The 26,262-nt window shown below is 60.3% G+C and carries 22 protein-coding genes; 7 read left to right on the top strand and 15 right to left on the bottom strand.

All coding sequences use genetic code 11. From position 1 onward, the window contains the following. The first annotated feature begins 79 nt into the window (after positions 1–79). Positions 80–457 carry a COG4315 family predicted lipoprotein gene (locus ATI14_RS06275; RefSeq protein ID WP_016971670.1) on the top strand — a complete coding sequence of 126 codons (378 nt, stop codon included), beginning with the start codon at positions 80–82 and terminating at the stop codon, positions 455–457. 99 nt (positions 458–556) lie between these two features. On the opposite strand, the gene ubiA is transcribed toward ATI14_RS06275, so the two are convergent. Continuing rightward, entirely contained in the window at positions 557–1,447 is an 891-nt protein-coding gene (gene ubiA / locus ATI14_RS06265; RefSeq protein ID WP_016971669.1) for a 4-hydroxybenzoate octaprenyltransferase, read from the bottom strand. Beyond that, on the bottom strand, positions 1,447–2,010 hold the full coding sequence (locus ATI14_RS06260) for a chorismate--pyruvate lyase family protein (RefSeq protein ID WP_016971668.1): 564 nt from the start codon (positions 2,008–2,010) through the stop codon (positions 1,447–1,449). Before ATI14_RS06260 ends, ubiA begins: the two co-directional genes overlap by 1 nt. Positions 2,011–2,205: 195 nt before the next feature. On the opposite strand from ATI14_RS06260, the gene ATI14_RS06255 reads away from it, so the two are divergent. The 3 genes from ATI14_RS06255 to ATI14_RS06245 all read left to right on the top strand — a co-directional run bounded on the left by ATI14_RS06255 (position 2,206) and on the right by ATI14_RS06245 (position 4,025). Continuing rightward, positions 2,206–2,373 carry a rubredoxin gene (locus tag ATI14_RS06255; protein ID WP_015886569.1) on the top strand — a complete coding sequence of 56 codons (168 nt, stop codon included), beginning with the start codon at positions 2,206–2,208 and terminating at the stop codon, positions 2,371–2,373. A gap of 36 nt (positions 2,374–2,409) precedes the next feature. Further along, positions 2,410–3,558 carry an NAD(P)/FAD-dependent oxidoreductase gene (locus ATI14_RS06250; protein WP_080520170.1) on the top strand — a complete coding sequence of 383 codons (1,149 nt, stop codon included), beginning with the start codon at positions 2,410–2,412 and terminating at the stop codon, positions 3,556–3,558. Between the two features lie 191 nt (positions 3,559–3,749). Then, the gene (locus tag ATI14_RS06245) at positions 3,750–4,025 is read left to right on the top strand and encodes an HU family DNA-binding protein (RefSeq protein ID WP_003213368.1); all 276 of its coding nucleotides are present in this window, start codon (positions 3,750–3,752) and stop codon (positions 4,023–4,025) included. Between the two features lie 103 nt (positions 4,026–4,128). On the opposite strand, the gene ATI14_RS06240 is transcribed toward ATI14_RS06245, so the two are convergent. The 13 genes from ATI14_RS06240 to tssA all read right to left on the bottom strand — a co-directional run bounded on the left by ATI14_RS06240 (position 4,129) and on the right by tssA (position 22,637). Beyond that, positions 4,129–4,461: a hypothetical protein gene (locus ATI14_RS06240; RefSeq protein ID WP_016971666.1), complete on the bottom strand. Its 333-nt coding sequence runs from the start codon at positions 4,459–4,461 to the stop codon at positions 4,129–4,131. Positions 4,462–5,581: 1,120 nt separating this feature from the next. Then, a complete protein-coding gene (locus ATI14_RS06225) occupies positions 5,582–5,869 on the bottom strand; it encodes a hypothetical protein (RefSeq protein ID WP_016971663.1) in 288 nt (95 codons plus the stop codon). Between the two features lie 3 nt (positions 5,870–5,872). After that, positions 5,873–10,207, bottom strand: coding sequence for an RHS repeat-associated core domain-containing protein (locus tag ATI14_RS06220; protein WP_016971662.1), 4,335 nt, complete (start codon positions 10,205–10,207; stop codon positions 5,873–5,875). A 14-nt stretch (positions 10,208–10,221) separates the two neighbouring features. Further along, positions 10,222–10,656 carry a DcrB-related protein gene (locus ATI14_RS06215; protein ID WP_016971661.1) on the bottom strand — a complete coding sequence of 145 codons (435 nt, stop codon included), beginning with the start codon at positions 10,654–10,656 and terminating at the stop codon, positions 10,222–10,224. A gap of 15 nt (positions 10,657–10,671) precedes the next feature. Continuing rightward, entirely contained in the window at positions 10,672–12,618 is a 1,947-nt protein-coding gene (locus ATI14_RS06210) for a type VI secretion system Vgr family protein (protein WP_016971660.1), read from the bottom strand. 187 nt (positions 12,619–12,805) lie between these two features. After that, a complete protein-coding gene (tssH, locus tag ATI14_RS06205) occupies positions 12,806–15,469 on the bottom strand; it encodes a type VI secretion system ATPase TssH (RefSeq protein WP_080520168.1) in 2,664 nt (887 codons plus the stop codon). Next, positions 15,462–16,505 carry a type VI secretion system baseplate subunit TssG gene (tssG, locus tag ATI14_RS06200; RefSeq protein ID WP_016969970.1) on the bottom strand — a complete coding sequence of 348 codons (1,044 nt, stop codon included), beginning with the start codon at positions 16,503–16,505 and terminating at the stop codon, positions 15,462–15,464. The genes tssH and tssG overlap by 8 nt, the downstream gene beginning before the upstream one ends. Next, positions 16,469–18,328 (bottom strand): type VI secretion system baseplate subunit TssF, encoded by a 1,860-nt coding sequence (gene tssF / locus ATI14_RS06195; RefSeq protein ID WP_016969969.1) that lies wholly within the window; start codon positions 18,326–18,328, stop codon positions 16,469–16,471. The genes tssG and tssF overlap by 37 nt, the downstream gene beginning before the upstream one ends. Beyond that, a complete protein-coding gene (gene tssE / locus ATI14_RS06190) occupies positions 18,325–18,840 on the bottom strand; it encodes a type VI secretion system baseplate subunit TssE (protein WP_005792513.1) in 516 nt (171 codons plus the stop codon). Before tssE ends, tssF begins: the two co-directional genes overlap by 4 nt. A gap of 78 nt (positions 18,841–18,918) precedes the next feature. After that, complete coding sequence (locus tag ATI14_RS06185) at positions 18,919–19,407, bottom strand: Hcp family type VI secretion system effector (protein WP_005792512.1); 489 nt, start codon at positions 19,405–19,407, stop codon at positions 18,919–18,921. 150 nt (positions 19,408–19,557) lie between these two features. Further along, positions 19,558–21,054, bottom strand: a complete 1,497-nt coding sequence (gene tssC / locus ATI14_RS06180) for a type VI secretion system contractile sheath large subunit (RefSeq protein WP_016969967.1) — start codon at positions 21,052–21,054, stop codon at positions 19,558–19,560. 2 nt (positions 21,055–21,056) lie between these two features. Continuing rightward, positions 21,057–21,563 carry a type VI secretion system contractile sheath small subunit gene (gene tssB, locus ATI14_RS06175; RefSeq protein WP_016969965.1) on the bottom strand — a complete coding sequence of 169 codons (507 nt, stop codon included), beginning with the start codon at positions 21,561–21,563 and terminating at the stop codon, positions 21,057–21,059. Positions 21,564–21,617: 54 nt separating this feature from the next. Further along, positions 21,618–22,637: a type VI secretion system protein TssA gene (gene tssA, locus ATI14_RS06170; protein ID WP_016969964.1), complete on the bottom strand. Its 1,020-nt coding sequence runs from the start codon at positions 22,635–22,637 to the stop codon at positions 21,618–21,620. A gap of 393 nt (positions 22,638–23,030) precedes the next feature. On the opposite strand from tssA, the gene tagH reads away from it, so the two are divergent. The 3 genes from tagH to tssK are packed head-to-tail and all read left to right on the top strand — an operon-like array spanning position 23,031 to position 26,256. Further along, complete coding sequence (gene tagH / locus ATI14_RS06165; protein ID WP_016969963.1) at positions 23,031–24,341, top strand: type VI secretion system-associated FHA domain protein TagH; 1,311 nt, start codon at positions 23,031–23,033, stop codon at positions 24,339–24,341. Between the two features lie 52 nt (positions 24,342–24,393). Beyond that, positions 24,394–24,903 carry a type VI secretion system lipoprotein TssJ gene (gene tssJ / locus ATI14_RS06160; RefSeq protein WP_016969962.1) on the top strand — a complete coding sequence of 170 codons (510 nt, stop codon included), beginning with the start codon at positions 24,394–24,396 and terminating at the stop codon, positions 24,901–24,903. A gap of 18 nt (positions 24,904–24,921) precedes the next feature. Continuing rightward, positions 24,922–26,256 carry a type VI secretion system baseplate subunit TssK gene (gene tssK, locus ATI14_RS06155; protein WP_016969960.1) on the top strand — a complete coding sequence of 445 codons (1,335 nt, stop codon included), beginning with the start codon at positions 24,922–24,924 and terminating at the stop codon, positions 26,254–26,256. Positions 26,257–26,262 lie beyond the last annotated feature (6 nt).

The raw sequence follows: 26,262 nt of genomic DNA, 5'->3' as shown, positions 1-26,262 counted from the left end.
TTTAGCCGCTCAGGCAAATAACGGCACTCTGGACTACCCTTTGGGTCCGAATCCTGACAACCACAAAAGGAAGGTTCTGATGACTTACCGCACGATTTCCTGGAAAGCCCTGCTGGTCACGGCCGCGTTGACGCTGCCGACGCTGGCGTTTGCTGCAGAACCGGCGATGACCAAAGACGGGTTGTTGGTGGACCACAAAGGGTTGACCCTCTACACCTTCGACAAAGACGCCGACGGCAAGTCCGTGTGCAAGGACCAGTGCGCGACCAACTGGCCGCCGCTTAAAGCTGAATCTACCGATACGAAGGTGGGCGACTGGACGGTGATCACCCGCGATGACAACACCAGCCAGTGGGCCTACAAAGGCAAGCCGGTGTACACCTACAAGGATGACCACAAGGCCGGTGACAAGACCGGTGATGGCAAGGGCGGGGCGTGGCACGTCATCAAGCCCTGAACCTGTGGTGCTGCTGAAATCATCGCGGGCAAGCCCGCTCCCACAGGAGTACGCGTTCCAACTGTGGGAGCGGGCTTGCCCGCGATGGCGTCGGAGAAATCACCGTAAGGCGTAATCCGCCACAATCCCCACAAAAATCGCCAACCCGGCCCAATGGTTATGCAGGAACGCCTTGAAGCACTTCATGCGGTCCTTGTCGCGGGTGTACCAGAACTCCCAGGCAAAACAGCCTGCCGCCGCCAGCAAGCCCAGGTGAAACCAGCCGCCCAGCTCGAACCGCAGGCCTGCCAGCAGCAGGCATACCAGCGCCAGGCTTTGCAGGGTGAGGATGATCACGCGGTCGGCATCGCCGAACAGGATCGCGGTGGATTTCACGCCGATCTTCAAGTCGTCGTCCCGGTCCGTCATCGCGTAATAGGTGTCGTAACCCACCGTCCACAACAGATTGGCGATGTAGAGCAGCCATGCGGTGGCGGGCAGGTGGCCGGTTTCGGCAGTGAACGCCATCGGCATCCCCCAGGAAAACGCCGCGCCCAGCACCACCTGCGGGTAATAGGTGTAGCGCTTCATGAACGGGTAGCTCGCCGCCAGCGCGAGGCCGCCGAGAGACAGCAGGATGGTGCTGGCGTTGGTCAGCAGCACCAGCAGGAAGCTGATCCCCATCAGCACCGCAAAAAACACCAGCGCTTCCCTGGAGCTGATTTTGCCGCTCACCAGCGGGCGTTGTTCGGTGCGTTTTACGTGGCCGTCGACCTTGCGGTCGGCCCAGTCGTTGATCACGCAACCACCGGCGCGGGTCAGCACCACGCCCAGCACGAAAATCACGATATTGGTAAACGACGGCGAGCCCTTGCCGGCAATCCACAGTGCCCACAGGGTCGGCCACAACAGCAGGTAAATGCCGATGGGCTTGTCCATGCGGGTCAACTGAATGAAATCCCAGGCCCTGGGGTTCAGACGGTTCAGGGATTTGAGCAGACGTTGATACATCAGCAATTCTCCGGGTGGTCGTGCAGCGCGTGCCAGAAGCCGGGCAGGAATATTTCTGCCACCAGCACGCTCAGCGGGCCGCGGTCGAAACGCGAGCGACGGCCCCAGAGGCCGTCAACCTGGTCAGCTGTGGGCAGCCATTGGCGTGGGTAATGGCACACTTCGATTGCCTGGCGGGTGAAGGCCTCATCGCAGAACAACAATTCGCCGAGGGACCGGCTGCCGAGTTCGTCCATGTGCAAACCGTCGCCTTGAAGCGCGCTGCGCGCCGCCACACTGCGCGCAAATACCCATGGCTGGCCGTGCCCGCGCAAATACACCTCACGCACCCAGCCGACCGTGGCCGGGGCCAGGTTCAGCGCGGCGCATTCGTCATCGCGCAACGGTTGCCAGCCTTCGAACAGCGGCGTCACGCTGAAGCCGTCGTGGGACAGCCACGTCAGCCGGCGCGTCAGCGAGTCTTCATTGAACAGCCAATTGACGGTCAAAGGCGCAGGCAATGGGCTTAGAAGGCTCTGGGTCAGCCATTGGCAAGCATCGGGAAGGGCGTTTGAGTGCGGCACAGTGAGTCAATATTGGCAGCAAAAGAGGCGGCGAGCTTACCATGGTGCCCTGCACTTTTGCCGGGGCGAACCGGCCCCATGCGTCGATCTTGCTTGCATCTGGCGGCCCCGATCAGTACAAAACGCCCTGAGCCGCGCGGCAACGTTGGTCTATCGACCGTCGGCCAAGATGCCTGGACCCTGAGGAAGCAAGTAATGAAGAAGTGGCAATGTGTAGTCTGCGGCCTGATCTATGACGAAAAAGACGGCTGGCCGGATGACGGAATTCTGCCTGGCACCCGTTGGGAAGACGTCCCGGAAGACTGGCTGTGCCCGGATTGCGGCGTGGGCAAAATGGATTTCGAAATGATCGAAATCGGCTGATCCGAATTTTAAGAAATGGTTAACAAGGAGAAAGGAATGAACGCACCTGTCGTGATCATCGGCACAGGGCTGGCCGGTTACAACGTGGCCCGGGAGTTTCGCAAGCTCGACAGCGAGACCCCACTGCTGCTGATCACCACGGATGACGGGCGCTCCTACTCCAAACCCGTGCTCTCCACCGGCTTTGGCAAGAACAAGGAAGCCGATGGCCTGAGCATGGCCGAACCTGGTGCCATGGCCGAGCAACTCAAGGCCGAAGTACGCACCCACACCCGCGTCAGCGGTATTGACCCGGGCCACAAGCGGCTGTGGATCGGCGAGGAAGCGGTGGTTTATCGCGACCTGATCCTGGCCTGGGGTGCAGAAACCGTGCGTGTGCCGGTTGAAGGGGACGGGGCTGACCTGATTTTCCCGATCAATGACCTCGAAGACTACGCCCGCTTTCGGGCCGCCGCCGTCGGCAAACGCCGCGTGCTGCTGCTCGGTGCCGGCCTGATTGGCTGTGAATTTGCCAACGACCTGATCCTCGGCGGCTATGAAATCGACTTGGTGGCGCCGTGCGAGCAAGTCATGCCGACCCTGCTGCATCCGGCGGCGGCCGCTGCCGTGAAAACCGGGCTGGAAGGCCTTGGTGCACGTTTCCATCTGGGGCCGGTGCTCAACCGTCTGCAGCGCACGGCTGACGGCCTGGAAGCGCATTTGTCTGATGGCGAAGTGATCCGCTGCGATCTGGTGGTCTCGGCCATCGGCCTGCGCCCGCGGGTGGACCTGGCCGCCGCAGCCGGTCTGCAAATCAACCGTGGAATCATGGTGGACCGCCACCTCAAGACTTCCCACGCCAATATCTACGCCCTCGGCGACTGCGCCGAGGTCGACGGCCTGAACCTTTTGTACGTGATGCCGTTGATGAGCTGCGCCCGCGCATTGGCGCAGACCCTGGCCGGCAACGCCACGGCCGTCAGCTACGGCCCGATGCCGATCACCGTGAAAACCCCGGTGTGCCCGCTGGTGGTGTCACCGCCGCCGCGCGGCACCGAAGGCGTGTGGAGCATCGAAGGGCAGGGCGCCGACATCAAGGCCTTGTGCCGCGACGCCAGCGGCCGCCTGCTGGGCTATGCACTGACCGGCAGCGCTGTCATGGAAAAACTGGCCCTGAACAAAGAACTTCCGCCTTTGCTGGCGTAAATACCGGTCGTTCTGTCGGAATCAGCACGTTCTTACCCCCAGAAAGGTCGCCGCGAGACTGGCGCGGCGCACTGGGGCATGCCATCCTCACTCCCGTCTGCCGCAGAGTAGAGCCTGCGGCGCCTTGGGCGCTGCTCCACCAGAGAGCAGCACGGACATAACAACAAAAAACCGTCAAAGAGGCTTCACATATGCGTAAACCAGAACTCGCAGCCGCCATCGCTGAAAAAGCGGATCTCACCAAAGAACAGGCCAATCGCGTACTCAACGCCGTTCTCGAAGAAATCACCGGCGCCCTGCACCGCAAGGACAGCGTCACCCTGGTTGGCTTCGGCACCTTCCTGCAGCGCCACCGCGGCGCCCGCACCGGCAAAAACCCGCAAACCGGCGAGCCGGTGAAAATCAAGGCCAGCAACACCGTTGCGTTCAAGCCGGGCAAGTCGCTCAAAGACAGCGTCAACCCGTAAGAGCAGGACCGTCTGAAGGGAGGCGGAATAGTAAGGGAAATGGGCACGCCGACTGGGTTGGGTGCCCATTTTTTGTTGATGCGAAAAGGCGAGAACCTTCCTGTTACACCAGTGTGATGGGGTGAAACTCCAGAAAAGAGTGATCAAAATCCAGGGCGAGCAATTTCTCTTTATATGCTTCACAAATGACGATGTTGAACGCCCCGCCCCAACCCTCTAAGCGAAAGACTTCGGCCGTTTCAGGGATCTTTTCTGCGATCAGGACGGGCTCGAAAAAAAAGCGGCCTTTCGGATTCTGCCACTCCTTGATCACATGGTCTTCGGGCCAGACTTCATAGTCGGAAGCGGCCCAATCGATGCAATCCACGTGGTGGTAGGCATGAAGGAGCCGATAACGCACTTTTTGGCTTTCGTGGGTGATAGGCAGGTATTGCACGTGTTCAGCCTTGAGGCTATCCAGCCCTCAAGAGACTCATCGAAAACAAAAAAATCCGCTCCGATGGTGTTGACCGGAGCAGTTTTCCCATCGACAAGAATGTCATAGCGCAGAGGCCTCAGCGTGCAAGGCTTTCGGCTGTTGGATAGCTCTACGTCATCAACTTCCTCCCCCCTGTAAATAAGCTCTCCGAGGTTGACGTAACCCTCCCACTGCTTACTGGCGACATTCGGATTGAGTTTGAAGTAATTCATCAGTCGACCTTCCTCAAAATCTTATTTAGGGCGGAGGCGGGGTCCAGCGCTTCCTTCCTGAGTTCCGAGCGAAGGTAAAGTTGACAGATTTATTTTATATTTTTGAGGACCATCAATCTACATAACGCTGCTCCATTTTACTCTGCTGCGTACATATAAAACGCGTCTTCTGTACAGTAAAACACTTTGCTATTGGGATACGCTTTAACGGGAGAGATTAATAGTTCTCTCAAGTCGTTAGATTTTATAGAGTCGCCAAGAAATTCGAGAAGATCACTTAGTGTTGCTTTATAGAGCTCCCCTTTAAAGATAATTTTTCCCCCTTTGCGTGCAACAAGGTTGTGTGCAACGTAGTAGAGGTCTGAGTTCAGATGAATTCTCAGATCTGCAAGTGAATCGAAGGTTTCGATTATCTCTCCCGATAACGTAGTTTTTAGCAAAAATGAGGATATGTATTCCTTATTTTCATTCAGGCTCAATTCGACCTTTTGGAGTTTATTTAAGTGATAACTATTTTTCATGTTGGTTTTTTGCTTTTACTTGACTTCTCAAAAGCGAGATACGAGTACAGGACCTGATCCATTCAAAAAGCACAGAAAGATTCTGCTCGACACTTATCGGATGGGCGCTGATCTTCAGAGAAATACGTTCTTGTTCTAAAAACAGGCGTACATAGTAGCTCCAATCACTTGGGCTTCTGGGCTCAATGCATGCCAACCGAAACTTTCGGTCTTGAAAACGTTCGGAAAAGGTCTCGAGGCGGGTGATCTTCTGTTTTATCTGGTCGAGATGAGCCGCGTACCTATTGGTGTCCTCAAAGGACAGTATGAATTCTGCTGGCATCAGCATTACCATCTAATAGCTCTTTAAAACGGTAATGTGGTTTTCATTGCTGAGAATTTCTCTATTACTGCACCTTTGTTTATAAGATAAGTCAGTGCGGCGTTTAAATTCCCAAATGTTTTAAGTTCTTCGTTCTCGTTATCCTCAATCATATCAATTTTAGACTCTTCGATTGAGAAAAAATAAGTGTGATAAATATCATTCTGTTTTTTTAAGGCGTATTGAAATATAAATGGATCCCCATCTATATTGCGTATTTCCTCGTATCCACGGCGCTTTCCAGCGTCGAGTGCTTCTATTAGTTTATTCATATTTTACCCCGTGATATCAATGCGAACCATTGTTCCGTCGGCTCGTTTAATGTTGACGTGTGGCAACTCGCCATGTCCTGTGCCTTTAGGGTCATCGTGCCCATAAACTCGACCTGTTTCCTTGTTGATAGGATAATCTTTTCTGTATCGAACTTTCCCGTCTCTCTTTTTGAATTGATCCATTTTATTTTTCTTTCTTATGCCTTGGGCGTCCTGCGACCCAATGCCTCTAACTTTTTGGCTATTAGGAAATGCTTCGGCCAAAAGCTCGTTTGCTTCTTTCTTGGTTTTCACTTTCACGACAGTTTTTTGAGGTCCATTGCGCAAGGCCTCCACCTTCTTGGCGCAGGGCGCCAAGCCCAGTGGGTCTGACCACATAAGCGGGTTGGGTGAGTAAGCGTAAGTGTTCAATCCGCCTTCGAGTCCAATCGGATCCGGCGTAGTAAACCGCCCTACATCCGGATCATAGAACCTCAGCGTATTGAAATGCAGCCCCGTCTCCCGGTCCAGATACTGCCCCTGGAACCGCAGGTTCTGCTCTTCAAGAAAATACGCTTCGCGCACTTCCTCTCGCGTATTACCCCACACCTGATAAGTCGCGTGCCAAACATCATGGCCATCGGCCTCGGTGAGCTGCTCCGGCAAGCCGTTGAGGTCGTTATGGTAGTAGCGGATTTTCTGCAACGGCCCAGTCCCGTCAACGCGGGCAAGGGGTTCGTAGCCATAGTCTTGGTAAATGTAGAGGCTGGTCTGGCTATGTTTATGTTCCTGCAACAGGCGTAAGCCATCCCAGGTGAATCGCGTCACGCCGAGTGGGCGGCCATCGGCGGCATGCTCGGTTTTTTCGATGCGTCGCCCCAGTGGGTCATAGGTCATCCTGACCACACTGCCGTTTCCATTGCGCACTTCAACCAGCCGACTTTCGGCGTCGTAAACAAAACGCTGCAAACCGCGAACGGCACTGCGCTTTTCAATCATCCGCCCAAGGGCGTCGTACTTGTAACGTTTGTCCTGATACGTGAGCAGCCGGTTATGCCTTACCAGACCCCCTTGGACCGGGTTGTCGAGCAAATTGGCTGCGGCATCGTAAGCATAGGTTTCGCTGTGCCCCACCTGATGGCTCGCAAGAATACGGCCCGTACTGTCGTAGCCCAGATGCTCTTGACGGTCAGTACGACGACGCCCGATCAGATTGTCGCTGGGGTCGTAGCTGTAATCGGTCTCGACCAAGGGTGGTAACTGCCACGGTTGGTCGATGCTGCGGCGCTGACGCGAGCGGACCCTTCCACTTCGATCGTAGGCGGTACTCGTCTTGAGTTGACCTTGAGTGCGCTGCACTTCGCGATGCAGGCGGTCGCGGTCGAAGTCACTGATGACGCTTCCATCAAGATTCAACTGATGCAGGTGGCCGCTGCCGTAATACAGACGGTTCAGCCATCGACCGTCGGGCAAGCCGGTTTGAATCAGGTTTCCCAGTTCGTCGTAACGATGCTGCACGGCTCCCGCCGCGCTTTTCTCTTCAAGCAACTGTCCCAGGGCGTCATAGCTGAAACCAAGTGACTGCTCGCTACCATCAGGCGCCGTGAGCGTGACACCGATCAGTTGGTCGTTCAGATCGTGCTCGTAGGCAGTGGTGCCGTCCTCGGTGACTTTGCTGACCAGGCGGCCAACGGGATCCCGCTGAAACTGGTGTGACAGCGGTGCTACCGGTTCGCCTTCCGTCCCGGGCTGGTAGTCCACGGCTACGACATCATCCAGCGGGTCATAGATGTAGCAGCGCCGGCTCTGGTCAAGGTCTTGCTGCTGCACCATGCGGTCGGCCGCATCCCACTCAAAACGATAGCTTTCACCGTTCTCATTGGTCAGCTTGCGCAGTCGTCCGTAGGCGTCGTGATCAAACATGACTGTGCGGTTATGCGCATCCCAGCGCTGCCTGACCTGACCGCGTACGTCATAGGCATAGCGCGTGGTGCTACCTGCGGGGTCGACATAGGCTGTCAGATAACCACTGGCGCTACGTTGAAATTGCTCTACGCGGCCATCCGGGAGCTGGCACTCCAGCAACAGACCCCGAGGCCCGTACCGGTAGCGCACTGACTCGCCCTCGGCATTGGTTTGCACCACCCGATTGCCAAACGCATCGTATTGATAACGCGTGGGATACCCCGAGCAATCCACTTCCTCGACCAATTGGCTCCATTCGTTCCAGTGCAGTGTTCTGGTTTTTTCCGTGGCATCGATGATACGAACCGGCTGGCCGAATCCGTCGTAGACATAGCGTGTGCTGTTGCCCAGAGGGTCGATTTCTTCAATGCAGTTGCCACGCGAGTCGTAGCGGTAATACCAACTGTTGCCTGCCGGGTCGGTTTCCACCTCGGGCAATGCCCAATGGGCCAGCCACTGTGTGCCGCTGCTTCTGGCCAGTGGGTCGGTCACGCTACTCAAGTTGCCGGATGCGTCATAACTGAAGCGCCACTGGCCGTTTTGCGGGTCGATTGCGCCCACCCATTGGCGGTCTTCGTTCCAGTCGAATTGCCACGTGTGGCCCAGGTTATCGACGTAGCGAGTGATCTGGTACTGCGGGTTCCAATGCCGCGTGCTGACCCGCATCAGGCCGTCGGTCACGCGGGTAATGCCGGCCTCCAGGTCGTAGTCGAAGGCGTATTCATCACCTGCATCTGTCCAGTGCCGGCTGACGCGCCATTGCGGGCCATCTGGCCCAGGTATTTCGTCCCAGTGGTAGAAACAGCGCAAACCACTCGGTAATTGATGCTCGGCCATGCGCCTGCCGGAGTCGTAGGCAAAGCGTCGAAGGGTCGTCCCTTGCACGTCCAACACTTCGGCCAGGTCGCCGTTGCTGTCATAGCGGTAACTGACGAGCACATCACTGCGCGCATCGAAATGTGCCTGGCGCAGGTAACGCCGTTCGATATGGCTCACACGCCTTGGGTGTTCGGCCGAATAGCTCAGTTCTACATGCATCAAATCATGGGTGTCGCGCAGGCGAGACAGCCGCCCTTGAGGGTCGTAATCGAGGAAAATCCGCCCTTCATTGCGATCGCCCAGTAGCTGCAAGCGCATCCGCGAGCGGTTCAGCGGGTCCGGCTCGAACAGCCGATACAGGCCGTCGATGCTTTCGATCAGTACCGCGCCGTCGCCACTGCGCCTGACCGCAAGGCCTTCGCCCGGGTCGAACGCGCCGCCGGACAGGGGGATGTAACCGATCTCCAGGCGACGTCCCTGTTCATCGATGTAGAACAGGTTTTCGTCAGCGTCTATCTCGACCGATACCTCATACGAAACGCTCCAGCCCGCGCCGAACAGGCCATCCTGACGTGTGTCGAGGCTGCTGTAGAAGCGTTGCCAATCTATTGGAAGCAATCCCGGCAGTACGAAGTCCAGCTCCTCTTCCCCGCCCAGGATCTTGGCCCCGGTCGCGCTGTGCACCGGGTTGGGCGAGCCGTTGATGGCACTCTTGAGCGCAGAGGTGACCTTGCTGGTCGCGTAAGAGACGGCGCCACCCACCAGCAAGCCGCCAATCAAGCACGGCAGCTTGGTCCAAAAACATTTCACGTTGCCCCGCAACGCCATCACCACGGCAATCGCCAAGCCCACGCCGGGGGTTTTCCCGCTGCGAATCTCCTGCACCACAAGGGTCTCGCCGCCGATGCGCACATCCGGCGAGATCAGCCCCTTGGCTGTCCCAATCTTCGCGTCACAGGTACTGCGATCACCGCTGCGCGCCGCCGGCTGCCCATTGATGAACACGGAGCTTGAGCCCTCCGCAATAAATTGCAGAGGCATGGGTGGGTGTTTGGTGCATGCAACCGTGTCAAGCAGGCAAGGCACGGTGCCCGCGGCAGGGGAGGCGACTGTCGGGCGCCACATCTGCGAAAAAAACTCCCCGGCCATGTCCAGGAAACCGGGCTCTGGCGGCTCGCTGGGCGCGACCGGAACAGCCAGCATCTTGCCGGCGGCCCGGGCGGCCTTTTTACCGTTGATGAAAACGTCGTCCGAGCCGCTGGTGATAAAGGCATCGATCACCGGCGGAAACACCCAGTTGGCGGCGGACTCGCACCAACTGGATATCTTCAGATCAGCCCCCGTGAGCCCGGCGGTGATGCCGACGACTGCGCCTACGACCAGAACCAATGCAACGCCGCCTGTGGCGATGGTCGCACCGGTCGCGAGGAACACCGCCCCTGCTACGGCCAGGCAGCCTACGGTCGTGATCGCCGCATAGGCCGCCACTTCCAGCACACCGCCGAGAATATCGGCCATCACCGAGGTATGCAGCAGTGCGTCGCCTTCGCGGGCAGCCCAGAGGTCTTCACTCATGGCTCAGGCTCGGCTCAAGGTGCGGCGAGGAAGTTGAGGGTGCTTTTAAGCGTTGCCCAGTGCGCCGCTTCGGCGGGCCCCAGGGGCAGGGTCTTGACGTAACTCAGCGCAATCAGGCGGCGGGTGCCGGGTATCTGCATCGCCAACTGATACTGATAAATGTTGTCGCTGCCTTTGTTGAAGCGGTTCTGCACCTCAAAGGCGTCGATATCCTGCGCGGGGCCGACTTTGACGGCTTGCGCTGGTGAATAGCGAAGGTCTTTGACCTGCTGTTCGAGCTTCTTCAATTGGCCTTCGAAATTGCTTTGCAGGTCCTCACCGTCCGCCAAAGGGCTGCGGCTGACCACCAGTGTGGTGCCCAGCTTGGCGAACTTGAGAATGTTGATCGAGGTGTCCTGTACTTCGGCATCGGGCAGGGTGAATTGGGCTTCGTTAATCAGGTAATTCATGGCGGAAAAATCTCGTTATTGACCGGCGCCGGGCTTGCCGGGGAATTTTGACTCGACGGCGTTGTGGATCGTGGCTTGCTTGCCCTGATTACCGGGCGAGGTGCCCTTGTCGCTGCCCAGGTTGATATCCAGTTTGCCCTTTGTCTGGATCTTGCTGCTGCCCGAGGAAAACAGGTTGAACGAAGCACAGGTCAGGTTGATGTCTCCGCCTGCCTTCAGCTCAATCACACTGTCGCCGCATACCAGGCGAATGCTGTCGCCCGCCTCGACGGTATAGGTGGTGGCAGCGCTGTCGGACTTGGCCCCGCCCACTAAAACGGTGTCGTTATTGCGCACTACCCGCACGCGGTTATTGCCAATCGTCACCGTCTCGTTATGGCCAATACTCTTGTTACGGTCATGCCCCACCGAGTGGCTTTCATCCACCTCCACCACGATGTCCTGATTGCGCTCGGCATGGATGTACAGCTGCTCCAGGCCCTTCTTGTCCTCCATGCGGATTTCATTGAAGTTGGCCGGCGAGCCGCCTTTGCTCGAACGGCTTTTCATGCCGCTCTGGGTGGCGTTTTCCGGCAGGTCGTAGGGCACGGTCTGCTCGGCGTTATAGACGCGCCCGGTGATGATCGGCCGGTCGGGGTCGCCTTCCAGGAAGCTCACAATCACTTCCTGGCCGATGCGCGGAATCTGCATCGAGCCCCAGTTCTTGCCGGCCCAGGATTGCGACACACGAATCCAGCACGAGCTGTTTTCGTTGGACTGATCGTGGCGGTCCCAATAGAAGTGCACCTTCACGCGGCCGTACTGGTCGGTCCAGATTTCCTCGCCTTTGGGGCCCACCACCAGCGCGGTCTGCGGGCCTTTGACGATGGGGCGATGGGTGCTGGCCAACGGGCGGAAGCTTTGCTGGGCGTCCATGCAGGTCAGGCTGCTCTCGAACTGCGCCGAACCCGAGCCGCCGCCGCTTTCCAGGCTTTCCTGCACGATGTAATAACGGCAACCGACGATCAGGTATTCGCGGTTCTGGTCCTGGCGGCTGAAGCCGGTGAGGCTGAACAGATGCCCCGAGCCCAGGCCACGCGCGTTGCCGGCAAATTCGATCTGCTCATGCAGGGTTTGCAGGGCTTCGATGCGGGTGCGCGCGTAGTGTTCGCCGTCGGCGCTTTGCACATACGTGCCGGGGTAGTCGTACAGCGGATAGTCACCGGCGGCGTGCGGGCGCGGCATGGCCGAGCGCACGTCGATGCTGGCGCTCGGGCGCTGGAAGTCGTAGTCGTTGAGTTCCAGCGAGCCCGGCTGTACTTCCTGCGCCAGGTGCCAGTTGTGCATATGGTCGCGTTCGCGTTGCTGCTCGTCCTTGGGGTAGTACGGAATCGACGCGTAGCCCGGCACCGTGGTGTGGGCGCCGTAGGCATCGGCCAGCACCAGCACATGGCGGTCCTGTTCGTGGCGGAAGAAGTAGTAAATGCCTTCCTGCTCCATCAGGCGGCTGACGAAATCGAAGCTGGTTTCGCGGTACTGCACGCAGTATTCCCACTCGCGATAGGGCCGACTCAGGGCGTCTTCGAAGTCGGAAAAACCCAGGTCGCGAAACACCTGCTTGATGATCTGCGGGATGCTCAGGTTCTGGAAAATCCGGCAGTCCGAGGTACGGCTCAGCAGCCACAACCATGGGCGCAACGTGACCTGATAACTGGCGAACTGGCCCTGATCAATGTTCTGGCTGCACCGCGCGACGATGCCGTGGAAGTGCCGCTCACCGCCATCTGCCAATTGCAGGCCCACGCTCATGGGTTTACCGAGCAACTGATTGAGGTCGATATTGGCGTCCAGAGACGTCAGTTGCAGCTCATAGTTGAACAGCCTGCCCAGCTCTTCACCGCCGCCCATTTCGTTGAGCAACAGCACATCCGGCCCGAGGGGGCTGGTGATTTTGGCGAGGCGTGAGGCTTGGTTAAAAAGCATCGGTTGTCCCGTAAATACTTTTGTCACTGACGGAACCGAATCCACATGTGGGAGCTGGCTTGTGTGGGAGGCGGGCTTGCCCGCGATGCAGGCACCTCGGTGTGTCAGTCACACTGAGGTGATGCTATCGCAGGCAAGCCAGCTCCCACACAAGCCAGCTCCCACACTGACCGCATTCCACCAATAGTTATTCGGCGTCGCTGAAGTCGTAGTGCAATTCGTTATCCCGGCTGCTAATGCGCACACCTGCCAGCGCCTTGCCTTCGAGCATGCGGGTGAGGAATTCACGGCTCATGTCCGGCAACAGGCTGTTGGTCAGGATGGTGTCGATCATGCGCCCGCCGCTTTCGGTCTCGGTGCAGCGCGAGACAATCAGGTCGACCACCGCGTCGTCGTAGTCGAAGGCCACTTTGTGCGTACTCTCCACGCGCTTCTTGATGCGGCCCAGTTGCAGGCGAGTGATCGCCTTGAGCATCTCGTCACTCAGCGGGTAGTAAGGAATCGTCACCAGGCGGCCGAGCAGGGCGGGCGGGAAAATCTCCAGCAACGGCTGACGCAGGGCCTTGGCGATTGCTTCCGGCTCCGGCACGTTCGCCGGGTCTTTGCACACACGGGCAATCAACTCGGTACCGGCGTTGGTGGTCAGCAGGATCAGGGTGTTTTTGAAGTCGATCACGCGACCTTCGCCGTCTTCCATCACGCCCTTGTCGAACACCTGGAAGAAGATCTCATGCACGTCCGGGTGCGCTTTCTCCACCTCGTCCAGCAGCACCACGCTGTAGGGTTTGCGCCGCACCGCTTCGGTCAGCACGCCGCCTTCGCCGTAGCCGATGTAGCCCGGTGGCGCGCCCTTGAGGGTCGATACGGTGTGGGCTTCCTGGAACTCGCTCATGTTGATGGTGATCACGTTCTGCTCGCCGCCGTACATGGCTTCGGCCAGGGCCAGCGCGGTTTCGGTCTTGCCCACGCCGGAGGTGCCGGCGAGCATGAACACGCCAATCGGCTTGCTCGGGTTGTCGAGGCCGGCGCGGGAGGTCTGGATGCGTTTGGCGATCATCTGCAGGGCATGGTCCTGGCCAATGATGCGTTTTTTCAGGTGCTGGTCGAGGTTGAGCACGGTCTCCAACTCATTGCGCGCCATGCGGCCCACCGGGATACCGGTCCAGTCGGCGACCACCGAGCTCACGGCCTGGTAATCCACGGTCGGCAGGATCAGCGGGGTTTCGCCCTGCAGTTCGGTCAGGCGCTGTTGCAAGTCGACCAATTGCGCGCGCAACTCATCGTTGCCACTGTCCACAACGCCAGTTTTTTCACGCAATGTTGCGCGGGTGGCGAGCAATTCATCCACCAGCGTTTTTTCTTCGGACCAGCGGTTTTCCAGTGTGGCGAGACGCTCGCGTTCAGCGTTCAACAGCGCTTCGGTGTTGCTCTGGCGCGCACCAATGGCAATGCCGATGGCATGTTCGCGGGCGATGATCTGCAACTCGGTTTCCAGCGCCTCGATGCGGCGCCGGCTGTCGTCCACTTCGGCCGGTACTGCGTGCAGGCTGATGGCGACGCGGGCGCAGGCGGTGTCGAGCAAACTCACGGACTTGTCCGGCAATTGGCGCGCCGGGATGTAGCGGTGTGACAGTTTCACCGACGCTTCCAGCGCTTCATCGAGGATCTGCACCTGGTGGTGTTTTTCCATGGTCGACGCCACGCCGCGCATCATCAGCAGCGCCTTGTCTTCCGACGGCTCGGCGACTTGCACCACCTGGAAGCGACGAGTCAGCGCCGGGTCTTTTTCGATGTGTTTTTTGTACTCGGCCCAGGTGGTCGCGGCCACGGTGCGCAAGGTGCCGCGGGCCAAAGCGGGCTTCAACAGGTTCGCGGCATCACCGGTTCCGGCAGCGCCACCGGCACCCACCAGCGTATGGGCTTCGTCGATGAACAGAATGATTGGCTTGGGCGACGCCTGCACATCTTCGATGACCTGGCGCAAGCGCTGTTCGAACTCGCCTTTCATGCTGGCGCCCGCCTGCAGCAGGCCCACGTCGAGGCTGCGCAGCTCCACGTCTTTGAGTGCCGGCGGTACGTCACCGGCGACGATGCGCAGGGCGAAACCTTCAACGACGGCCGTTTTACCCACGCCGGCTTCACCGGTGAGGATCGGGTTGTTCTGGCGGCGACGCATGAGGATGTCGACCAGTTGGCGGATCTCTTCGTCACGCCCCACAATCGGGTCCAGCTTGCCGCTGCGCGCCTGTTCGGTCAGGTCCACGGTGAAGCGCTTGAGGGCTTCCTGCTTGCCCATCGCACTCGGCGCCATGGCGCCGCTGGCTTCGCCCGGCACGGCGCCGGCGTTGAAACCATCGCTGGCGCTCAGGGCGTTCTCCGGCGAGTCGCCGACGTACTCGTCAAAGCGTTCGCTCAGGGCTTCGGCCTTGATCTTGTCGAACTCCGAAGACAACCCCAGCAGCGCGTGGCGCAGGCTTGGCGTCTTAAGGATGCCGAGCACCAGGTAGCCGGTGCGCACTTGGCTTTCGCCAAACATCAGGCTGCCGTACACCCAGCCGCGTTCCACGGCTTCTTCCACATGGGAGGACAGGTCGGTGATCGAGGTCGAGCCGCGCGGCAAACGGTCCAGCGCTTCGGTCAGGTCACGGGCCAGGCGCGCCGGCTCCACGTTGAATTGGCGGATGAGGCGGTGCAGGTCCGAGTCCTGCAGTTGCAGCAACTGGTGAAACCAGTGAGCCAGTTCCACGTACGGGTTGCCCCGCAGTTTGCAGAACACGGTGGCGGCTTCGATGGCCTTGTAGGCCACGCTGTTGAGTTTGCCGAACAAGGCGGCGCGACTGATTTCACCCATGCTCTGGATTCCTTGAGGTAGTGGCGTGGTCGGCGTAATGCCGGGCCAGGATTAGGTCGTTGGCGTCATGCGCAGGCTGGCCAAGCCAGGTGTTGAAGCCCAGGCGGAATTGGCCGTTGAGTTGCAGCGCCGGCACTTCGGGTTGTTGCAAAACCAGGTTCAGGTCCCAGTCCAGTTCATGGCCCAGGTACTCGGCCACCCATGCCACCAGCTCGTTGAACGGCTGGCTGCCGGGCAGCATGCCCATGTAGTCATTCAGTTTGAGTGGGCCGAGGCGAATGCGGAATTTGTGCTGGCGGTCCCACACGAAGCTGCCCAGGCAAAAGTCCACACCCAGCCGGTTGGCGCTCACGCTGACGCGGCTGCGCTCGGGTAATTCCAGCCATTGGCCGACGTACTCTTCAATCTCCACCGGCAAGCCGAAGTACTCGCTGAGGATGGCCTTCAAGCCGTCCGGATAACGGGTTTGCGCCGACAAGTGGCCGCTGTAATGCAGTTTTGCCGTGTCGGGAATCAGCCCCTGATTGAACAGGCTCGGCATGCCCCGGCCGCTGAGTGCGGCGAGGCGTGCGGACCAGTAGTCATCATCCGGCCGGTCGTGGCTGACCGTCGGCCGCGCCTCGGCCCAGGCCCGGTAGAACAGGCTGAGCAGCCGATGGTGGAACACATCCAGAAACTGCTTGCTGGCGCTGTCGGCATTGTTGCGCTGGCGCTCGCGCACATACTCGGTGATGTGCAGCGGCAAGGGGCCGTTGGGGCCGCCAAGGCCGAAAAAGAACTGCTCCAGCCGCGCGGGCTTGCCATCGCCCCCGGGGTCAACCGAGGCCAGGGTGGCGGGTGCGAACGTGCAATCGGCCTGCTGCCCGAGGCGCAGCGGGTCATCGGCCAGCCGCAGGGAATGGCCCAGGCGTGGCAGGCCGGGCGATTCGCACTCGATACGGCGCAGCGCCTGGAAGAAATCGTATTCCCAGGGCTCCCGATGCATCGCATCGAGGGTACTCACAGGGTCGGACGACGTCCGGGCTTGGCTTTCCATCGCATGATCTCGCCGCGTTCAGTGGTACGGACCACCGTCTCGGTAAAACTGTTGATCGACACGTAACGTGCCAGGAAGCGCTCCAGCACCGCACCGAGCAGGAACACGCCGGTGCCGCGAAACGCGTTTTCATCGAATTCCAGGGTGATTTCCAGGCCACGGCCAAACACAATCGGGCCGGGCATCGGCAGCCGTCGGGTCACGGCTTTACTGCTGACCTCGCGCAGACCTTCGATTTGCAATTGCAGGGCGGCGTCGTTGCTGTCGCCATACAGGCGCAGCAGTTCGCGCAAGGCCGCAGCGCCCTGGCCCTGTTCGCTCAAAGACAGGTAATTGAGCGACAACTGGCTGATCAGGCGCCAGGCCTTGGCGTCATGGGCATGGCTGGCGCGTGGACGGCTCGGGCCAGCCACGCAACGTACAGACAGCACCGGGGCGCTGTCGGCGAGGGTGAAGTCGGTCTTGCCATTGCCCACGCTCATGAACAGGGGCAAATCGCGGTTGGTGCACAGCGCCGTCACGCCGAGTTGGCGCAGGTCGTGGCGGTAGGGCGCTTGCCCGCTGTCGACCAGACTGACAAAGGTTTCGCTGCCCACGTAGGTAGAGCGTGGCCCGTTGCGGCGCTGGTCGCTGGACAACACCCGTGGCTCACGCCGCACCGTGTAATAGGCTTGGTCGCGGCCATAACGCGAAGGGTCACGCACCGCGTAAAACGGCAGGAACGGCTGCTCCGGCCCGGTGCCGTGGCCGGTGATGCCACTTAACGAATGAATCTCGAAATCCATCGGCCGCGTGCGGTCGGCGATCACATGGTGTTCGTTGACCCGGTCGGACAAGTGGATACGGTCCACCCGTTTGGGGAACAGGTTGATCGCCGGCGTGCAGAACGGCAGGAACTGCGCCGCGCCGACGCTGCCTTCCAGGCTTGGCTCGTGGCGGTCGAACAGCACGATCAGTTCCAGTTCCTGGCCATCGCAGCGTTTGACCGCACGGCTCAGTTCAGCGAACTCGACGAACAGGAAACGATGGGGCAGGGCGAAGTATTCCTGCAACAACCGATAACCCTGAAAGGCGCGTGCCACCACCGGCATGGCCGCGTCGGCGTCGTCGAGACCACGGGAACGCAAGGCATCTTGCGGCAGGCGCTCCACCCAATCGCCACCCGGCTTGCGCGCGAACACCGCGCAGGCGTTGCCCAGTAGTTGTTCGTAGAGGCGGAAGGGTTGTTCGTCAGCGCCGCTGAGGTAAAGCGGCAGGTTATCCAGATCCAGGCTGTTGAAGGGCAGCTCGGCGCCGGTGCGCAAGGTCAGGCGCAAGCCCGCCTTGGCTTTCGGCTCGCTGGCGGCCAGGCGGCCCAACACGGCGGCAGGGTTGCCGAAGTACTCGGCATTGGCGACTTGCAACGGCCACAACGTCACCGGGTGCGCGGTGCGGTACTCGCAGCAGGTCTGGGTTTCACGGCCCAGCGCGGCACGCAAAACCGTGTCGCGGGGCAGCGGGAAACCACTGGCCAGCGAGCCTTCATCGGGGTCGGTCTGCAATTGCACCACGGTCATCGACGGTGTGGGCGCCAGGTAGTGCGGGTAGGCGATTTCCAGCAGGTTATGGGTAAAGGTCGGGTACTCGGCGTCAAGCTTGAGCTGCACGCGGGCCGTGAGGTAGGCAAAGCCTTCGAGCAAACGTTCGACGTACGGGTCGGCGCAGTCCATGCCGGACAGGGTCAGCCGACTGGCGATCTTCGGGTATTCCTTGGCGAACTCGGCGGCGCTTTCGCGCACGTGGTGCAGTTCCCTGTTGTACAGCTCCAGCAGGCGCGGATTCATGGGCGCCTCCGCTGGTCGGCATTGACCACACGCACATGGCCGGATTCCAAATCGAGGTCGGTTTGCAGCAACAGGCGCAACGGCACCGGCTGCGCCCACAGGTCGCCTTCGATCTCGAAACTCAGGGCGTTGTGGTTCATCTCGCCATGGCCGACACGGGCCTTCACTCGCAGGGTGTGGCGCAGAATCCGTGGTTCAAAGGTGGCGATGGCCTGGTAAATCAAAGCTTCAAGGGCCTTGATATCGACGCTGGAAACACTGTTGCCCGCCAGCGCCGGCAGGCCGTAATTGACCACTGAGGTCCCGGCCGGTGTGTGCAGCGTGGCATCGGCATCGAGCAATGACGTGGTGTTGAGCAGCCACGCCAGGTCGCGCAGCACCGAGGCTTTCAATTGGGTCAGGGACAGCACGCGTTTGTCGGCGCTTTCCTTGGGGTTGGTCGGGTCGTCGTCGGTCAACCGGTCCAGCAGGGACGGTTGCAGACGGTCGCGGGAAGCGATTTCAGTTACCACCAAAGCAGCTCCACGGACGGGTTGCGAGAGGGACAAAAGGTCTGGGGCCGTGGCGGGGCGCCACGGCCACCGGCGCTATCAGCGTTTGGTGTTGGAGCGGATGTTCCAGCCAAACTTGATCGCGCCGCCGTCTTTGGTGCCGTCGGCTTTCTGCGGCTGGTAGTCGACCATGACCTGGGCAAAGTTCAGGGTGACGTTTTCGGTCAGGCGATCATCGGTGCCCGAACCGCCCGTGCTCAGCGAGGTGACCAGCACTTCTTCCAGGTTGATCACCATGTACTCGACCTGGCTTTCGCCACCGGCCTTGCGCACGGTCAGCTTGACCTTGTCGATGTGCTTGCCGCTGGCGCAATGCATCATCAGGTTCGGCGAGGCCTTGTCGACGTACTTGGTCAGCGACAGGTCCTGGATATTCACCTTGCCCGCGCCACCGCCACCGCCCACGTGCATGTTGCCGGACTGGGCCATGCCCCAGCTCCAGTTCAGCACGTCGATTTCGTCCTTGTGGGCCTTGTCCATGGACTCGCCCTTGATGTCGCCGATCTTGATGAAAATATCAACAGCCATGTTTTCTCCCTGTGTGGCCGGGGCCACTCGATTTGTTTGATCGTTCCCACGCTCTGCGTGGGAATGCCGCCCGGGACGCTCTGCGTCCCAGTGACGCAGAGCGTCACAAGATGCATCCCCACGCGGAGCGTGGGAACGAGCGTTGCTGGCTTACGCGGATTTCGCCGAAGGCAGTTTCGATACCAGACGCAACGACACCGTCAGCCCTTCAAGTTGGTAGTGCGGGCGCAGATAGAACTTGGAGTTGTAGTACCCCGGGTTGCCTTCGACTTCTTCCACGATCACTTCGGCCGCCGCCAGCGGGTGCTGGGCCTTGGTAGTCTCGGTGGAGTGCGCCGGGTCACCGTCCACGTAGTTGAGGATCCAGTCCTGCAACCAGCGCTGCATTTCGTCCTTCTCTTTGAAGGAACCGATCTTGTCGCGCACGATGCACTTCAAGTAGTGAGCGAAACGGCAGGTGGCGAACAGGTACGGCAAGCGCGCGGCCAGGTTGGCGTTGGCGGTGGCGTCCGGGTCGTCGTATTCGGCCGGCTTCTGCAGCGACTGGGCGCCGATGAACGCGGCGAAGTCGGTGTTCTTCTTGTGCAGCAGCGGCATGAAACCGTTCTTCGCCAGTTCCGCTTCTCGGCGGTCGCTGATGGCGATCTCGGTCGGGCACTTCATGTCCACGCCACCGTCATCGGTCGGGAACGTGTGGGCCGGCAGGTTTTCCACTTCGCCGCCGGACTCGATGCCACGGATGCGCGAGCACCAGCCGTAGTGCTTGAACGAACGGTTGATGTTCACCGCCATGGCGTACGCGGCGTTGGCCCAGGTGTATTTGGAGCTGTCGGCGCCGTCGGTGTTTTCTTCGAAGGCGAAGGCTTCCACCGGGTCGGTTTTGGCGCCGTACGGCAGGCGCGCCAGGAAGCGCGGCATGGTCAGGCCGATGTAGCGCGAGTCTTCCGATTCACGCAGCGAACGCCAGCCGGCGTATTCCGGGGTGGTGAAGATCTTGGTCAGGTCGCGCGGGTTCGACAGCTCCTGCCACGAGCCCATGCCCATCACGGTCGGCGAGGCCGCAGCGATGAATGGGGAGTGCATGGCGGCGCAGACTTTCGACAGCTCGCCCAGCAGTTCCACGTCGGGTGGCGACTGGTCGAAGTAGTAATCGCCCACCAGGCAGCCATATGGCTCGCCGCCGAACTGGCCGTATTCCTCTTCGTACATCTTCTTGAAGATCGGGCTCTGGTCCCACGCCGTGCCCTTGAACTTCTTCAGGGTCTTGTGCAGTTCCGGCTTGGAGATGTTGAGCACGCGAATCTTCAGTTGCTCATCGCTCTCGGTGTTGTTGACCAGGTAATGCAGGCCACGCCAGGCGCTTTCCAGTTGCTGGAAATCCTGGTGATGGATGATCTGGTTGACCTGGGCGGTCAGCTTGGCGTCGATGGCGGCGATGATCGATTCGATCGACTTGATCGCGTCATTGGACACCAGGTCGGTTTGCGCCAGAGCCTGTTCGGCCAGGGTGCGCACGGCGGTTTCCACGGCTTCGCGGGCACGCTCGGTCTTGGGTTTGAATTCTTGCAGCAGCAGGTTGGCGAACTCGCTGGCTTCTTCGGTGGTACCGAGGATCTGGCTGCTTTCGCGGGCGGTATTGTCGGTCATGATTACTGCTCCCCGGCAGGCTTGGGCGCGCTTGCAAGGGCCTGCAGCAGTGCCGGGTCCTTGATCGCTTTCATGATGATTTCTTCAGCGCCGGTCTTGCCGTCCATGTAGGTCAGCAGGTTGGCCAACTGGGTGCGGGCTTCGAGCAACTGGTTCAGCGAATCGACTTTGCGCGCCACGGCGGCGGGGCTGAAGTCGTCCATGCTTTCGAAGGTGATGTCCAGGCTCAGGTTGCCTTCGCCGGTCAGTTCGTTCGGTACGTGGAACGCCACGCGTGGCTGCATGGCCTTGAGGCGCGAGTCGAAGTTGTCGACGTCCACTTCAAGAAACTTGCGGTCGGCCACAGCGGCGAGGGGCTCGGCGGGCTTGCCGGCGAGGTCGGCCATCACGCCCATCACGAAGGGCAGCTGGACCTTTTTCTCGGCGCCGTAAAGCTCGACGTCGTACTCGATCTGCACTCGAGGCGCGCGGTTGCGCGCAATGAATTTCTGAGAACTTTGCTTCGCCACGATGCTGCTCCTGGTCGCTTGAGCGACAGTGTTGTTACTGCACGGTCCGGCGGCTTACTCGCTGTCCGGGCCGCGCAGGTTTTCAAATTGGGACATGCCGTCGGGAATCAGATTGCGCACGATGGCCGCGAAGTCGGCGTGCACCAGATTTTTTGCCCGGTTCAACAACACCGGCAGCGGGCTCGAAGGCTCGTGCCGGGTGTAGTACGCAAGGATTTTGTCGAGGCTGCGCAGCACGTCGTCGCGGGTGGCGATGTCGCCAGCGGGGCGAGGGGCTGCGGGGGCGGCGGCGTAATCGGCCGAGGGGGCATTGTCGTCACTGACAACCTCGGGTTCGCCGCTGCTTTCGGTGCCGGGCACCGCTTGATTGAGTATGTGCAGAGCTTGCTTGAGCGGTTGCTTCAAGCCGCTGAGGTCCACGCCCCGGGCGGAGCCGACCTGGTCGTTGACCTGTTGTTCGATGGCTTCGCAGGCAGCCCGTGCGGCACTCAAGGCGTCACGGGTGGCTTGCAGGTGTTCGGGGTCGCTGTCGAGAAATGCCGCGTTGAGCTGCTGGGCGCCGAGTTGTTCATCGGCAAACATCTGCAGGCCGCTGGCGTTGAGCGCCGCGCGCAGGCTGACGGGCCCGAAGGTGCGCGAGCGCGTGAGGATGCTTTCGCGCAGCAGACGAATGGTGGTGTCGCTCGTCAGGCCGGACAGCGCGTTGACGCGCACGGTGGGGTCGTTATCGTCGTCGGCGTCCAGGCGCGGGTGCAAATCGGCCCAGTATTCGCGCAGCAATGCGTTGATCAGTGCGAGGGTTTCGGCAAGCCCGGCCACACCCTGGAGGGCGAGGGTGCTTTGCAGCAGGAAATGGGTGATGCGCAGGTCTTTGCTGCGTTGCAGCAAGTCGAGGCTTTGCTGCTGGATGCTGCGCCATTCCGGCGGTTCGGCGGGCAGAATGGAGTCGCCCATGCTGCGCTCGGGCTGGCCCTTGGCGTCACGTTCCAACTGCAGAAATTGCGCGTCATATTCCATGTCTTCACCACATGGCGAAGTCGCGGAAACGGCGGCGAGCAGCAACGGCACATCCACTTGATTCGATCTCCCTATCAGCCCGTTAGATGGCGGGCAGTTCATGCCTTAGTTGCGTAATGAACTTTGCATGTTTTCTTGGTCATATAGTCAAAGTGCCACTAATGTGCCATCAATGATGTTCAAGAAGTTGTGCATTTTTGGTGTAGTAGTTGGGCCTTGTCAAGGTAAGCTATTCGCCCTCTGTGACAGATGTGCGGTGCTTAACAACCTGCACGACTGGTGGGTCGGGTGACGCACCGGAAGAGGATTTCTGTCATGGAGCCCGGTTAAGATCAGCGATCATGCTGGTAAAAACCGGTTTTAAGGGTCGTTTGCACGATCTGGTAGGGATTGCCCGGTAAGCGTTGTGCCAGGCGTCGACTGCGCGCGAAGTATCAGCAAGGAGGCAAGATGTCGCTGTGTTTGACTATCACTAGTTATCACAAGATTACCCCTGGGCAGTGTGCCGAAAAGTCCTTGAACCAGGGCTCGATGGCGATCGGCCGCAGTTCGGATAATGACTGGGTATTGCCTGACCCAGAGCGCCTCGTGTCTTCGCAACACTGTGTTATTCAATACAAAGATGGCCGTTATTATTTAACCGACAACAGTACGAACGGGGTGGAGTTGGTTAACGCCGGTATTCGTTTGCGTCGGGGTAACAGCGAGCTTTTGCAAGACGGCGAACTGATCCGCATCGGCGACTATGAAATCCAGGCACGCATCGATTTCAACGTGCAAGCCATTGATAGCCAACCCTTTGCCAATGAATCGCCGAACAGCTTTGAAGCGCTGATGGGTGCCGTCGCGAACACGCCTGCACCGCTGCCGGTGATCGCGCCGCAGTTTCAGGGCGCTTCGTCGATGGACACGCTGCCGGACCTGTTTGACTTCCTCAGCCCCACAGCCGTACCGCCGCCGACCGTGGCGGATCACGTACCGTCCGAGCAGCACGATTTCCGCCCGCCGACACCCATTGCCGTCGAGAAACCTGTGGTGTCGGGTTCGGTGATTCCCGATGACTGGGACCTGTTTGCCGACACGCCGCCAACCCCCGTCGCACCGCCGCCCGCCGCCGTCATCCCGCCGCCACCCGTGGTCGAGCCCGCGCTCGCCGTGGCGGACAGCAGCCTGCAACCCGATCTGCTGCAAGCCTTCCTGCGTGGCGCCGGCCTCGATCAATTGCGCCTCGACACAGACCAGGCAGAAGCCCAGATGGAAAGCATCGGGCGCAGCTATCGCCTGATGGTCGAAGGCCTGATCGACGTGTTGCGTGCCCGCGCCAGCCTCAAGGGCGAGTTCCGCATGCAGCAAACCATGATCCGGCCCGCCGAAAACAACCCGTTGAAATTCGCTCCGAATGCCGACGAAGCCTTGTTGCTGCTGCTTCGCCAAAGCAACCAGGCGTTCTTGGCGCCGGATGTCGCCGTGCGTGAGAGTTTCGACGACCTGCGCGCCCACCAACTGGCGGTGATGGCCGGCGTGGAAGCGGCGATCAAACACTTGCTGGCGCGGTTCGAACCCGACCGGCTGGAGGAGCGCATGGGCAAGCCCGGCGGGCTGTCGAGCATTTTCAATGGCTCGCGTCAGGCCCAGTACTGGCAACAGTTCACCGAGCTTTACAGCAATATTTCCCGCGAGGCCCAGGAAGATTTTCAGGACCTGTTCGGCCGCGAATTCAGCCGGGCATACGAAGAACACAGCGCACGACAGCGGCGCTGACACGCAACACATGGATTTAACGGATAGCTAAATACGTCATTGAGGACGCAGGATGATTCCCAGGTTTTTACTCGCAGTTGCCACCGCGTTGCTGTTGACGGCGTGTGCCAAGGAGGCCGCCAAGCCCGAAGCCGCCGCCGAAGCGGATGTCGACACGGCCGCCGTCGAATTGCATTTCCACGCCATTGCCGGTCTTAACCCCGGGACCAACGGCCAGGCCGCCCCGGTGCGGGTGCGCATTTACGAACTGAAAAACGCCGCCACCTTTGGCCGTTCCGATTACTTCACCCTGGCGGATCGCGCGCAATCCACCCTTGGCCTCGACCTGCTCGACCAGGACGAAGTGATGGTGCAGCCCGGCCAGCAGTTGAGCATCAAACGCGACCTCGACCCCTCCACCCGCCAGATCGGCTTGCTGGTGGGCTATCGCGAACTCGACCGCGCGCAATGGCGCACGGTGATCAATGTGCCGCCGCGCCAATACACCGAATACCAGATCAGCCTCGATGTGCACGCCGTGCGTGCCGACGTCGTGGTTCCCCCCGCAAGCACTGCCCAATAACAAGAGATCGGAGCCCCCATGTCCTGGAACAATCGCGTGGTCTGGTCGGAAGGCATGTTCATCGGAACGCAGCACTTCCAGCAGCATGACCGTTACCTGGAAAACCTGATCGACGCGCGCAGCCGCCCGTTGTCCGCAGGGGCCTGGGGTTTTTCCGAGTTGCTGATCGACCAGGGCCTGCTGGCCCAGGGCAAGTTGGCGATCGTCTCGGCGCGAGGCCTGCTGCCGGATGGCACGCCGTTCAACATTCCCCAGGATGATGTGGCGCCGAGCCCGCTGAACATTGACGACAACCTGCGCGACGGGCTGGTTTACCTGGCGCTGCCGCTCAAGCGCGCGGGTGCGCGCGACACCGTGGATGAAGGCGAGGCGCTGGAAGCGGCGCGTTATGTCAGCCAGGTGCGCGAAGTGCGCGACGACAACGCACCCTTCGAAAACCGTGCGCCGGTGGCCGTCGGCTCGCGTGCCCTGCGCCTGCTGACCGACCAGGATGGCATCAGCGATTACGCCGCCATCGGCCTGGTGCGCATCAAGGAAAAACGCGCCGACCGCGCGCTGGTGCTCGACGACACCTACATCCCGCCGGTGCTGGATGTGGTGGCGAGCAAGCCGTTGACGGCGTTTCGCAGTGAGTTGCTCGGCCTGCTGCACCAGCGCGGCGAAGCGTTGGCGGGCCGCGTGGTGGCCTCGGGCGCCGGTGGCGCGTCGGAAATCGCCGACTTCATGTTGCTGCAACTGGTCAACCGCGCGCAGCCGTTGATCCAGCATTTGAGCCAGCTGACTCCGCTGCACCCGGAGCGTTTTTTCAGCGAGCTGGTGAGCCTGGCGGGTGAATTTTCGACCTTCTCCACCTCGGGCCGCCGCCCGCAGGAATACCCGCACTACCAGCACGACGACCTGGCCCTGAGCTTCGCCCCGGTCATGCAGGCCTTGCGTGAAGCGCTGTCGATGCTGATCGACAGCAAGGCCACGCCGATTCCGATTGTGGAAAAAGCCTACGGCATTCACGTGGCGATGCTGGCCGACAAAACCCTGATCGACAACGCCAGTTTCATCCTCGTGGTCCGCGCCGATGTGCCCGGTGAAACCCTGCGCGCGCGCTTCGGCCAGCAAAGCAAGGTCGGCTCGGTGGAACACATTCGCGACCTGGTCAACCTGCAGCTGCCGGGCATCGGCTTGCTGCCGCTGCCGGTGGCGCCGCGCCAGTTGCCGTACCACGCGGGCTCCACCTACTACGAACTGGATCGTGGCAGTGAGCACTGGCAGCAACTGAGCAATTCCGGCGGCTTTGCCTTCCATATCGCCGGGCAGTTTCCGGGCTTGAACCTGGCCTTCTGGGCGATCCGAGGATAAACCGCG

It is taken from the genome of Pseudomonas tolaasii NCPPB 2192 (genome assembly GCF_002813445.1).
In the GTDB taxonomy this organism is placed as follows: Bacteria; Pseudomonadota; Gammaproteobacteria; order Pseudomonadales; family Pseudomonadaceae; genus Aquipseudomonas; species Aquipseudomonas tolaasii.
Note: the sequence above shows the minus strand (reverse complement) of the source record. Positions and strands in the feature narration are given on the sequence as shown.

Excerpts from the sequence above, each read along its gene's own strand:
- ATI14_RS06245 (WP_003213368.1), top strand. The coding sequence starts at position 3,750 with ATGCGTAAACCAGAACTCGCAGCCGCCATCGCTGAAAAAGCGGATCTC.
- ATI14_RS06255 (WP_015886569.1), top strand. The coding sequence starts at position 2,206 with ATGAAGAAGTGGCAATGTGTAGTCTGCGGCCTGATCTATGACGAAAAA.
- ATI14_RS06275 (WP_016971670.1), top strand. The coding sequence starts at position 80 with ATGACTTACCGCACGATTTCCTGGAAAGCCCTGCTGGTCACGGCCGCG.
- ATI14_RS06210 (WP_016971660.1), bottom strand. The coding sequence starts at position 12,618 with ATGCTTTTTAACCAAGCCTCACGCCTCGCCAAAATCACCAGCCCCCTC.
- tagH (WP_016969963.1), top strand. The coding sequence starts at position 23,031 with ATGTCGCTGTGTTTGACTATCACTAGTTATCACAAGATTACCCCTGGG.
- tssF (WP_016969969.1), bottom strand. The coding sequence starts at position 18,328 with ATGAATCCGCGCCTGCTGGAGCTGTACAACAGGGAACTGCACCACGTG.
- ATI14_RS06250 (WP_080520170.1), top strand. The coding sequence starts at position 2,410 with ATGAACGCACCTGTCGTGATCATCGGCACAGGGCTGGCCGGTTACAAC.
- ubiA (WP_016971669.1), bottom strand. The coding sequence starts at position 1,447 with ATGTATCAACGTCTGCTCAAATCCCTGAACCGTCTGAACCCCAGGGCC.
- tssH (WP_080520168.1), bottom strand. The coding sequence starts at position 15,469 with ATGGGTGAAATCAGTCGCGCCGCCTTGTTCGGCAAACTCAACAGCGTG.
- ATI14_RS06220 (WP_016971662.1), bottom strand. The coding sequence starts at position 10,207 with ATGAGTGAAGACCTCTGGGCTGCCCGCGAAGGCGACGCACTGCTGCAT.
- ATI14_RS06185 (WP_005792512.1), bottom strand. The coding sequence starts at position 19,407 with ATGGCTGTTGATATTTTCATCAAGATCGGCGACATCAAGGGCGAGTCC.
- tssC (WP_016969967.1), bottom strand. The coding sequence starts at position 21,054 with ATGACCGACAATACCGCCCGCGAAAGCAGCCAGATCCTCGGTACCACC.
- tssK (WP_016969960.1), top strand. The coding sequence starts at position 24,922 with ATGTCCTGGAACAATCGCGTGGTCTGGTCGGAAGGCATGTTCATCGGA.
- tssG (WP_016969970.1), bottom strand. The coding sequence starts at position 16,505 with ATGGAAAGCCAAGCCCGGACGTCGTCCGACCCTGTGAGTACCCTCGAT.
- ATI14_RS06225 (WP_016971663.1), bottom strand. The coding sequence starts at position 5,869 with ATGAATAAACTAATAGAAGCACTCGACGCTGGAAAGCGCCGTGGATAC.
- ATI14_RS06215 (WP_016971661.1), bottom strand. The coding sequence starts at position 10,656 with ATGAATTACCTGATTAACGAAGCCCAATTCACCCTGCCCGATGCCGAA.
- tssJ (WP_016969962.1), top strand. The coding sequence starts at position 24,394 with ATGATTCCCAGGTTTTTACTCGCAGTTGCCACCGCGTTGCTGTTGACG.